Below are 10,834 nucleotides of genomic sequence, written 5' to 3'. Positions count from 1 at the left end.
TTTATATCATGTCTAAGAACTTTTTTGAAGCAGTAAACGGCAGACGATCCATCTATGCAATCAGCAAAGAATCCCCGATTTCCGATGCAGAGATTCAAGAGATTGTAGAAGCGGCCGTTCTACATAGCCCAACTTCTTTTAACTCCCAGAGCTCAAGAGCGGTAGTACTGCTTGGAGATAAGCACGATAAGGTGTGGGATATTACTGCGGATACCCTGCGTAAAATTGTACCAACAGAACAATTTGAAGGTACTGCACAGAAATTGTCCTCTTTCAAAGCTGGCTACGGTACAGTATTGTTCTTTGAAGATCAGGCAGTAGTGAAGCATCTGCAAGAGAACTTTGCCCTTTACGCTGAGAATTTCCCGATTTGGTCAAACCAGTCCTCCGGAATTCTACAATTCGTAGTTTGGACTGCATTTGCTGATGCGGGTCTTGGAGCTTCCTTGCAGCACTATAACCCTTTAATTGACGATGAAGTAAAAGCAACCTTTGATATTCCGGCAGACTGGAAGCTTATTGCTCAAATGCCTTTCGGTAAAACCGTTAACGCACCGGGTGAAAAAGAATTCCAGCCGATCGAAGAGCGCGTAAAAGTAATTAAATAAGGGAACTGTAACTTGAGAACCAGTAACACTTACCAGTTAGTACGAATTGAAAAAAAGAGGACGGCGGAAGCGCCTGTCCTCTTTTTGAAGTGGTTCTAGTTCGGCTATACGGGAGTAATTCCCCTTACTTTGTAGTCGGAGCTTCTGTTGCAGGAGCTGCGCTGGCATCAGGAGCCGCGCTTGTAGCAGGAGATGCGGATGCTTTAGCTTTGGCATCAGTCAGTGTATTCGTAATCTTGGCAGCTGCAGTCAGATCCTGAAGCCAAGTGGAAGACATTTCGGATACCTTTTTAGCTTTTAGGGTTTTGGTGATTTCTTCTTTCTTCTCGGCAAGTGTGTATTCATGAGCTTCTTTACGGTCAGTTACTTTAATAACATGGTAGCCGTATTGAGTTTTGACAGCACCGCTGGTTTCACCAACCTTGAGCTTGAAGGCAGCATCTGCGAATTCAGCGACCATATCGCCTTTCTTGAAGAAGTTAAGATCGCCGCCTTTATCCTTGGAGCCAGTATCAGCTGATTTCTCTTTCGCGAGTGTGGCAAAATCCGCGCCATCTTTCAGCTGTTTCACAATGGCATCCGCTTCTTCTTTGGTTTTTACTAGAATATGGGAAGCCCGGACTTGTTCTTCCTGGTTAAAGGAAGCTTTATTTTCATTGTAGTATTTGGAAATTTCATCATCAGTGACAGTTACTTTAGGCTCAACCAGCTTGCGGATTTTAACTTGCAGCGGCATTTGCTTTTTCAGATCGTCCAGCGTCATCGAACTTTGCTGCAAAGCGCTCTTGAGTCCCTCTTCACCGCCGAACTGTGTCTTCAGGTCTTCAATCTCAGCAGTGATGTCGGCATCGGTAACTGTAATGTTAGCCTTTTTGGCCTCCTGGTCAACAAGCGTGGTGGTGATCAGGTTCTGCAGAGTGGCTGCCCCGCCGGCTTCAACCAGCTTGTCGTAGAGCTCAGCTTTGGAAATATCGGTACCATTGACGGATGCAACAGCTACTTTGCTGTCATCCTTCTGGAATGGCTGCACGATTAGAACAACAATAAGGGCTGCAGCGAGGACAAGCGATGCGATCATCCAGCCCTTGCCGCCTTTAGCAGATGGGGTGGAAGGAGGTGTTCCATCGCCGACTTTGTTCATAACCGGAACATTGGCAGCGCTGTCAGGTGCGTCCTTCTCTTCGAATACTTCTGCCGCTTCCTGCGCGCTTACGGGTTCCAATTCAGGAACTGAAGCGGATTCTTCTCCTAATCCTTCATTGATACCGGAAGTGCTGTTATCTTCCGTCGATCCATTGTTGTCCAGATGTTCATTCTCATTGAAATCCTTTTTGTCCATTATAATTAATGACTCCCTTCAATATAGGTGTTGCCTGTCTTTCTACAACTTTACCAGAAATCAGGATTCCAAACCTTAAGAAAGTATAAAAAAGCTGATTTACTTTTTAAGTTTCTCTTAAGATACAAGGAAAAAGCCGGAGCGTCATGGGTATCCCCATGCGTTTCCGGCTTCTGGTAGGCTCCGTATTTTTTTCCTGCGGCGGATATGTAACCGCTTAAGAGCTGAGGCTTTTCAGCAGATGGCGTATGCTTTCCTGTTTGCGTCTTGGCACGCGGACAGTCTTGGCGTACAGACCCATCTCTCCGAAATAAATACTGTCGTCTTCGATGGAGCTGATCTTGTTAAGATTGACGTAACAGCCCCCATACACATGGTAATAACTTGGATTAGATAACAAACGGTTAAGCTGCTCGGCAGTCATTCTCTTTTTAATATTATAGTTTCTGCCGTGAAAAATGACCAAATCATGGTCCCCGACCTTAAAGAACAGAATGTCCGTTTCCACCTCGAAGTCCTCATATACATTTCTGGCTTCCAGCAGGCTGCTCATTCATGTTCCCCCTTTATACAAAATTAAAACTCAATGTTAGCGCTTTCATTATAACATAACGTTTTACCCTTGAGAAGCCTTATTTTTAAAATGTTTTATGACATTTTTAGCTTGCGATTTGTCATAGACGCTGAAAAAATGTAAATTAATAAGATGGCTACAGTGAAATTGGGCTGTAATGGCCCACAATATGGATGAACCATTTGAGGAGGATTACCGAGATGAAAGACAATACAAGACTGCTGCTGTTTACCGGTTCCTACGCAAGCGCTGAAGAAAGCGGGGTTCAGGTATATGAATTGGATGGAGCAGCGGGAGGCACGCTTGCACTGGTGGATAAGGTACAGGGTATAACAAACCCGACCTTTGTTAATGTAAATGCTGCTGAAGGACGGCTGTATGCCATTGGAGAAAAGTTCAATGGAGAGGGTGGCAAGGAAGGGGAAGTGGTTTCTTTTGCCATTGACCCGCAGTCCGGCAAGCTCACCGAATTGGACCGCATTTCGACCATGCCAGCCACAGGCAGCAATCAAACCACAACTTGCCATATCTCAAGAGATTCTCAAAGTGAGTATATTATAGTGTGCAGCTATCACGGAGGACTGGTGGGACTGGTGACTCTGGATCAGGAAGGTCTGCCGGTCCGGCTGGAGGATACCGCAGTACATACGGGACAAGGAAAGATGCATGGGCAGGACAAGCCTCACCCGCATTCCGCAATCTTCAGTCCGGATGAGAAATTCCTGTTTGTTTCTGATCTTGGACTTGATGTGATTCGTAAGTACCAGATTAACCATGACACCCGGACGCTGGAAGCAAAAGGAGATACCCTACTTCATGATGGAGCCGGACCGCGTCATTTCGTTTTTCATCCGGACGGTAAATCCGCCTATGTTATCAATGAGTTGGATAGCACAGTTACTTCTTTTCTTTATGATAATACAGACGGTACGCTTCAAACGGTTGCCACCATTTCTACACTGCCTGATGGCTACCCGTCTGCAGACAATAGCTGTGCCGAAATCGCTTTGTCCGCAGACGGACTCTATTTGTACGGATCAAACCGCGGGCATGACAGTATTGTGGTGTATGCCGTTGATCCTGCAACCGCCAGGCTTACACTGGTGGAGCATGTATCCACCCATGGCGGGCATCCCCGCCATTTCGCCCTAACCCCTGACGGCGCTTACCTGATCGCTGCGAATCGTGATGGCAATAATCTGGTTGTATTCAGCGTTGACCGTGTAAGCGGAAGACTTATCTTCACGGGCAATACAGCTGAGGTATCCAAACCGGTGTGTGTAAAACCTGTATATTTCCCGGTGATGATATAAACTCCCGGAGAACCCGGCTCTGTGACAAATACAAGGATGATGTACATGGTTAGTTCTTTAGATCCTTATATTTTAAGCAAAAGGAACACCGGAGCTGCTTGCTCCGGTGTTCCTTTTGAAAAGAAGGTTCCGTGGAAAAATATTCTTATTTTAGCGAAACAGGCTTCAGCGGCACAACGGTGGAAACAGCCGATTTGAACAGTACATTCTGTCTACCGTCACCCTGGCCCTGCAAAGTGATGGTGTAAGCGTCATAGGAGGTTACATATCCTTGCATTTTAACTCCATTGGTTGTAAAGATTGTCACGGGAACCTTGGTTGAAATGCACTGGTTCAACAAACGTTCCTGTAATTTCAGAGTTTCCACTTCGGCAGCACTCCATCTTTTTTTGAATTGTTTTCCAGGACATTATACCACGGGGAAGACCCTCTCTGGAAATGGAGTCGCTCAGCATTAGAATAGACAAGGGGGTAATTATGCTGCAATTTCAATCTGGATCCAGAGGTTTCCGGGGTTTTTTATGGTTTCTGCTAGCTTTTGCTGTGATTGCTGTGTTTGTTAAGCTGGACCGGATCTCTGGTTTTGATATCACAATTATACATGTTGTACAATCAGCGGAAATCCCGGCTCTCACTTCACTGGCCAAAGGATTATCCCTGGTGGGCTCCTCAAAAATTGCAATCGGGATTTCGCTGCTGACCATGATGCTGTTGTTTTTTGTACTGAAGCATAGAATGGAATTGCTTTTGTTCCTCATAGTCGGCTTAGGCTCACAGATGCTGAACACATGGATGAAGCTTTGGTTTCACCGGGAGCGCCCGAACATCCACCGGTTAATTGAACAAGCGGGATACAGCTTCCCGAGCGGACACTCTATGGCGGCGTTTTCCCTCTATGGTGTGCTTGCGTACCTGCTATGGAGGCATATGAGGGGCGGAACGGAGCAGGTACTGTTGATTCTGTTCACTGTACTTATGACTGGAGGTATTGGCTGGAGCCGTGTCTATTTGGGCGTGCACTACCCAAGCGATGTTATTGGAGGATATGCTGCCAGCGGGGCTTGGCTGATGTTGTGCATTACCTGTTTTGAGGCGTTCCGGAATTCACGGAAGCAGAGGCAGCAGCACCCATGAAAAATGCGGATTCCCATTAACGCTCACCTGGGAATCCGCATTTGGCGGCATGACCACTTTTACCGGTTATCCTTGGCTCGCGGTGAGTTTGAGGGCTTTTGGGACTCCTGAAAATGAGCGGTGCGGCTGATACTCAGCTTCAGCAGTGCCGGCAGGTTGGCTTTCAGCTTATTCGCCTCTTCCCGGGTTACCTGGCCGTTTGTAATCGAAGCTTCAAGCTTCAGGCTTGCCGCTTCACTTAGCTTTTGGATATATTGATCCTCGGTCCATCCCTTTTTCTCCCGGGCTAGAGCATACAGGGTTTTTCCCGCTCTCAGGCTGCGGATTAACTCGGCACGGTCCATCTCCAGTAACTTGGATGTCTCATTGATGATGAAATGTCCGCCTCCGGCTCTGAAACCTTTGTCCATATGCGGGGCATGGGGATGCGGTTGTGCTTTCTCAGCATGAACCGCCGAATCCGGTGTAGCGGAAGGAGTTCTTCCGGCTGTATTTTCGGCAAAAGCGGCGGCCGGAGCCAAGCAGAGGAGTAGCGCTACTGTGAGAGCTGTGATTTTTTTGACATTGTTGCTCATGGTTTCACCTCGGCTGTTATTTGTGGGACTGCTGTAACCAGTATTCCCCGAATGCTGAAAGAATCCTGAAGGCAGCCTTAAGACATACTAAAATTCGCCAGCCTGCATCCTGGGTAATAATGTCTGTACTAATAGAGATGAACCAAAGCGGATCAGGATATACATATTTGTACGTAGTGATATCGATGAAGTAACGCTTACAAAACTTTAGTGTATGCTTTCGAAGCGAGTTTTGACGTAGTGATATCGATGAAGTAACGCTTACAAAACTTTAGGAGGGATGGATTTGGCTTTTGGCGCCCGCATACTCAAAACCGGATTGGCAGTAACACTTGCCCTCTATCTGTCCGCTCTATTGCACTTCACTTCCCCCGTGGGCGCGGCGATTGCAGCGATATTCGCCATGCAACCCTCCATCTACAGATCCTGGCGGTACTTTCTGGATCAGATTCAGACGAGTACTATGGGGGCGGTTCTGGCGCTGCTGGGTGGAATGCTGCTGTCCAACGAACCGATTGCTGTCGGTCTGGTATGTATTCTCGTGATTATGATCAGTATGAAAATGAACCGGGCCGATACGATCGGTCTGACCCTGGTAACTGTAATCTCAGTCATGGAGGCCTCGGGGCAGTGGGATTTTGCCTTAACCCGTTTTTTGCTCACGCTGACCGGTATTATTTCAGCATTCATTATTAATATCGCTGTATTTCCTCCGCAGCCGCGGAAGCAGTATATCCAGCAGATTGAAAATGTATTCGGCAGCTTGTCGCTGCTGCTGCGGACGGCGGTGTCTCATGAAATGAAGGAGAGCGTCTTCCGCGATGAGAAAAATGCGCTGGAAGGCTCGATCCGGTCACTAGCCGACAAATACACTTTGTTTGAGGAGGAGCAAAAGCAGCTTCGCAGGGCTAAATACAGCCAGACCCGGCAAATGGTCGTCTACAAGAATCTGCTGGCTTCACTGCAGAAAGGGTTTGAGGTGCTGGAGGCGGTGGAACGGCATTATTTTCAGGCCGAACGTACAGAGCTTACAGATGAGTTATTCGACCATCATTTGGAGCAGCTGATCAAGTACCATGAGACAATTTTGCTCAAATTCGAAGACAAACTAAAGCCGGGAGCGACCGATATTGCCCCGCTCGGCGGGGATAACGACCGTTTCCTGCAAGCAGCAATCAACGGCTATGATGCCGGGAAAAACGGACAGCTGAGATTGTCTGTTGTGGCAGCAGCGATCTATGACTATGGGTACCAGTTGGAGCGTCTGGATAAAGTGGCGGACCAGATCAACCGGCTTTCAGGGGATGAAAAGGAATAGTTCGCCATTCCGCATGGATATGCGAATGTTGACCACCCATCTGAAAATGGAGCATACTTTATAGTGTTCAGCATGTAAGGTTAGCTAGTCTAGACAGAGCAAAAAGATCCGGCCCCTAGTGGGACCGGATCATCAAAGACTTGATTAAGTGTGATGCAGTTGATACAATAAAAAGATATGGGAAAATCGTTTGCGATAAAACATAAATGCGCAACTTAATTATAACATGGGTAAGGGTGGATGTCAACCTTCCAAAGGGGATGAATTGCAATGGAGAAACATGATAGTGAATGGAAAGAAGAGCAGGAAAGGGTTAACGGGATTACGAAGCTGTTGTCAGCCCATATCCGGCGGTTATCCGAGGAACTCGGACTTCATCGCAGTGATGTCGTCGATATGCGTAAGGACTTCTGGGAAGAGGTTACGGTGAATTTCAGCAGCCCGGATGACCTCGGGGAAACCTCAACAAGTCTGCGGCAGCAGGCCCAAATTCTGAACGAACGTGAGCGCCATCATCTACAGTCAAGCAAAGCGCTTAAAAAATATAGAAAGCTGGTTGTATCTCCCTATTTCGGCAGGATTGATTTCAAGGAGACACCGGAAGCCGGGACAGAGCAGATTTATCTGGGCATCGGCTCACTTATGGAGGATAACGGCACTTTCCTGATTTACGACTGGCGCGCACCGATCTCCAGCCTTTACTATGACGGGGCTCCCGGGCCGGCAGCCTACGAAACGCCAGGCGGGCTAATCTCCGGAACGATGGAGTTGAAGCGCCAGTTCGTCATCGATGACGGGACGATAGAAGTCATGTTTGATACAGGTGTAACCATCGGCGACGAGCTGCTTCAGCAGGTACTCAGCCACAGTGCTGACGACCGGATGAAGAGTATCGTAGCGACGATTCAGAAGGAGCAGAATGCCATCATCCGCAATGACCGGAGCCGGATGCTGGTCGTTCAAGGGGCAGCGGGCAGCGGTAAAACCTCAGCCGCATTACAGCGCGTAGCCTATCTGCTCTATAAATACCGTGAAGTACTGCAGGCAGACCAAATGCTGCTCTTCTCGCCCAATCCGCTTTTTAACAGCTATGTCTCCACTGTGCTCCCGGAACTGGGTGAAGAAAATATGCAGCAGACCACCTTCCAAATGTACCTGGAGCACCGGCTGGGCCAGGAGTTTGAGCTGGAGGACGTCTTCAATCAGACAGAAAGCCTCCTGAATGCCCCTGAAGGACCAGAGGCGTCCACACGCAGAGAGGGAATCGCCTATAAATCCTCTGTGGCCTTTCTGGATGTGATCCGGCGTTATGTCAATCTTCTGGAGCATGAAGGGATGCTGTTTAAGCCGCTTGTATTTCAAGGCCGGGCAGTTGTGAGCAAGGAAGAGATGGAGCGCAAGTTCTACAGCTTTGATTCCAGCATTAAACTGGCGAACCGTATCGATCTTATGACAGGCTGGCTGCTCAAAAAAATCGCTGCGTTCAGTGTGGAAGAACGGGAGTCGCAATGGGTAGAGGATCAGATTGAGTTAATGGATTCCAGCGACTATCAGCGGGCCTACAATATGCTTCGCCGCAAGGGCGGCGGCCAGAATGACAGCTTTGATGATTTCGATATGGAGAAAACCTCGCTCGCCAGATTCATCGTCAGCCAGCGTCTGAAGCCGCTGCGCGGCTGGACCAAACGCGGAAGATTCGTAGATGTGAAGGGGCTGTACAGCCTGCTTTTTGCAGACCGTGGATTAATGGAGCGTCTGAGCAGCAGTCAGAAGCTTCCTGATGTCTGGGACAACATCTGCCGGCAGACGATAACATCAATGCACCAGAACGAGCTTGCCTATGAAGATGCCACACCTTTTCTGTATCTGAAGGAACTGAGCCAGGGTTTCCGTACGAACACACTGATCCGCCATGTGATTGTAGATGAGGTGCAGGATTACTCTCCTTTCCAGCTGGAGTTCATGCGGCGACTGTTCCCGCGGGCCAAAATGACAGTGCTCGGCGATCTGAATCAGGCGATTTATGCCCAAGGTGAGGTACTGGGAGATCTGGGTGGACTGGTCAGCATCTATGGGGAGGAGAACACAGAGGTGATCTCATTGACCCGCAGCTACCGTTCCACCTATGAGATCGTTGAGTTTACGCGTTCGATGATTCCCGGAGGGGAAAAGATCGTTCCTTTCAACCGCCGGGGAGAATCACCACAGCTGACCGTTGTGGACAACGAGGAGGGGCTGCTGGCTTCAGTAGAACGGGATGTACTGAATCTGCATTCCATGGGCTATCATTATGTAGCGGTCATCTGCAAGACAGCGGAAGAGAGTGCCAAGGTTCATGCCGAGCTGCAGGACAGACTTCAGGTAAGACTGGTTACAAAGGATACGCCCAATTTTCAAAGAGGAACACTGGTACTCCCCGCCTACCTGGCCAAAGGTGTAGAATTCGATGCCGTGATCATTTACGACGGCTCTGAAGCTAAATATGGCCGGGAAAGTGAACGCAAGCTGTTCTATACCGCATGTACCCGGGCGATGCATTTGCTGCATATCTACAGTCTGGGCCAGCCCAATCACTTCCTGCCTGTTGAGGTTCGTGAGTCTGTGACCGCCGGGGCTTCACAGATCTAAACGCAGGAATACAGTACAGTGCAAAGACCGCCTCCAAAAATTGATATTTGGAAGGCGGTCTTTTTCTGAATATTCCTCAGAGTGGTCTTAAGTGACCTCAGTGGAACATCTCTGGCAATATCTATTTGGCTGCTGGGTGGCTTATGGAAGGTTCTTGCGCAAAGCTCCTGCGTTTATAACGTGAAGTAAGGAGTATCACAGTATAGATCAACAGCAATAAAAGCGGGGCAAGGGTTGAATAACGGTACATGACAGCATAGCTGGTATACAGTGCAACCGAACCGAGAATTAGGGAGCCAAGTGCTACACCCAGATCCAGTGAGTTGAAGAACATACCGTTAGCCATCCCGCGCTGGCGGGGCTCTACCGATTGAATCATCCAGGTCTGCAGTGCAGGCTGCATCGAGCCAAACCCTATTCCATAACAAATTGCGGCCGGAAAAAGGGCGCCTGTTGAAGAAGCGAAAGAAAGCAGCAGCAATCCTGCGATAATGAATAGACTTCCCGGAATAAGCAGGGCTGGAGGACCGAAACGGTCATAGATTTTACCGGACAGAGGTCTTACAACCACAATGGCAACGGCATTGAACAGGAAGAAGTAAGCGATATGATCCAGATGAATTTCCGTACCAAATAGAGCCAGAAATCCCAGCAGGCCTCCATAAGAGACGGCTAGCAGGAAATTAAGCACGCAGGGTACGAATAGTCTGCGGAAGGCTCCACCCTTAAGTTCCGATACCGGTGCACTTGCCGGTTCCTTATGATGTGCAGGCAGCTTCGTGGTCAAACGGTAGCCGAGTGGCACAATCAGCGCCAGGACTGCTGCTGTGCAGATAAGCAGCGAACCGAAGCCGGGTCCCTGCAGCAGACTGAGTCCGATCAGCGGGCCGGCTGACATCGCCAGGCTCGTAGATAGGCCGAAATACCCCATACCTTCGCCCATTCGCCGGATCGGGATCACATCAGAGGCCATTGTCGGGAATGCGGTGCTGGCCATGCCGAAGCCAACCCCGAACAGCATCCGGAGGAGCAAGAGAGCAAGAATGCTTCCTGCCCAGTAGTAGCCAATCACCGCAGCAAGGGAAACAGCCAGTCCAAGGAAGATCAGCAGATTGCGGCCGCCCTTCTCCATAGCCTTTGCGGAGAAGAGGCGTGAGGCAATGGCGCTTAGTGCGAATAGACTGGTTACAAGACTGACTTGTACGGAAGAAGCGTGGAGTGTTCCTTCGGCATACGCAGGGAGGGTGGAGAGGGTCATTTGCAGACCCATGAACAACATTAAGTTACAGATTGTGAGAATAATAAAAGACGGGGTCCATAATCGCTCAGATGTATGATTCAAAAC

The 10,834-nt window shown here is 48.9% G+C and carries 10 protein-coding genes; 5 read left to right on the top strand and 5 right to left on the bottom strand.

Annotation, left to right across the window (positions count from 1 at the left end):
- Positions 1–8 precede the first annotated feature (8 nt).
- The gene (locus tag A3842_RS17240) at positions 9–608 is read left to right on the top strand and encodes a nitroreductase family protein (RefSeq protein ID WP_178382369.1); all 600 of its coding nucleotides are present in this window, start codon (positions 9–11) and stop codon (positions 606–608) included.
- Positions 609–732: 124 nt separating this feature from the next.
- Here A3842_RS17240 and A3842_RS17235 read toward each other — a convergent pair whose 3' ends face one another.
- On the bottom strand, positions 733–1,947 hold the full coding sequence (locus A3842_RS17235) for a foldase protein PrsA (RefSeq protein WP_074102198.1): 1,215 nt from the start codon (positions 1,945–1,947) through the stop codon (positions 733–735).
- Positions 1,948–2,164: 217 nt separating this feature from the next.
- On the bottom strand, positions 2,165–2,500 hold the full coding sequence (locus A3842_RS17230) for a LytTR family transcriptional regulator DNA-binding domain-containing protein (RefSeq protein ID WP_074088630.1): 336 nt from the start codon (positions 2,498–2,500) through the stop codon (positions 2,165–2,167).
- A gap of 221 nt (positions 2,501–2,721) precedes the next feature.
- On the opposite strand from A3842_RS17230, the gene A3842_RS17225 reads away from it, so the two are divergent.
- Entirely contained in the window at positions 2,722–3,834 is a 1,113-nt protein-coding gene (locus A3842_RS17225; protein ID WP_074102197.1) for a lactonase family protein, read from the top strand.
- Positions 3,835–3,979: 145 nt separating this feature from the next.
- Here the strand turns inward: A3842_RS17225 and hfq are convergent, their stop codons facing one another.
- Positions 3,980–4,201 carry an RNA chaperone Hfq gene (hfq, locus tag A3842_RS17220; RefSeq protein WP_074102196.1) on the bottom strand — a complete coding sequence of 74 codons (222 nt, stop codon included), beginning with the start codon at positions 4,199–4,201 and terminating at the stop codon, positions 3,980–3,982.
- 110 nt (positions 4,202–4,311) lie between these two features.
- Between hfq and A3842_RS17215 the strand changes: the two genes are divergently transcribed.
- On the top strand, positions 4,312–4,968 hold the full coding sequence (locus A3842_RS17215; protein WP_074102195.1) for a phosphatase PAP2 family protein: 657 nt from the start codon (positions 4,312–4,314) through the stop codon (positions 4,966–4,968).
- A 59-nt stretch (positions 4,969–5,027) separates the two neighbouring features.
- Here A3842_RS17215 and A3842_RS17210 read toward each other — a convergent pair whose 3' ends face one another.
- Entirely contained in the window at positions 5,028–5,543 is a 516-nt protein-coding gene (locus A3842_RS17210; protein WP_074102194.1) for a hypothetical protein, read from the bottom strand.
- 286 nt (positions 5,544–5,829) lie between these two features.
- Between A3842_RS17210 and A3842_RS17205 the strand changes: the two genes are divergently transcribed.
- Together A3842_RS17205 and helD are read left to right on the top strand one after the other, a co-directional pair.
- On the top strand, positions 5,830–6,861 hold the full coding sequence (locus A3842_RS17205) for an FUSC family protein (protein WP_074102193.1): 1,032 nt from the start codon (positions 5,830–5,832) through the stop codon (positions 6,859–6,861).
- A 270-nt stretch (positions 6,862–7,131) separates the two neighbouring features.
- Positions 7,132–9,489 (top strand): RNA polymerase recycling motor HelD, encoded by a 2,358-nt coding sequence (helD, locus tag A3842_RS17200; protein ID WP_074102192.1) that lies wholly within the window; start codon positions 7,132–7,134, stop codon positions 9,487–9,489.
- Positions 9,490–9,610: 121 nt separating this feature from the next.
- Here helD and A3842_RS17195 read toward each other — a convergent pair whose 3' ends face one another.
- The gene (locus tag A3842_RS17195; protein ID WP_074102191.1) at positions 9,611–10,831 is read right to left on the bottom strand and encodes an MFS transporter; all 1,221 of its coding nucleotides are present in this window, start codon (positions 10,829–10,831) and stop codon (positions 9,611–9,613) included.
- Positions 10,832–10,834: the final 3 nt, after the last annotated feature.

This window comes from Paenibacillus sp. P3E, from assembly GCF_001909045.1.
In the GTDB taxonomy this organism is placed as follows: domain Bacteria; phylum Bacillota; class Bacilli; order Paenibacillales; family Paenibacillaceae; genus Paenibacillus_AQ; species Paenibacillus_AQ helianthi.
This window is presented reverse-complemented; position numbering and strand designations above follow the sequence as displayed.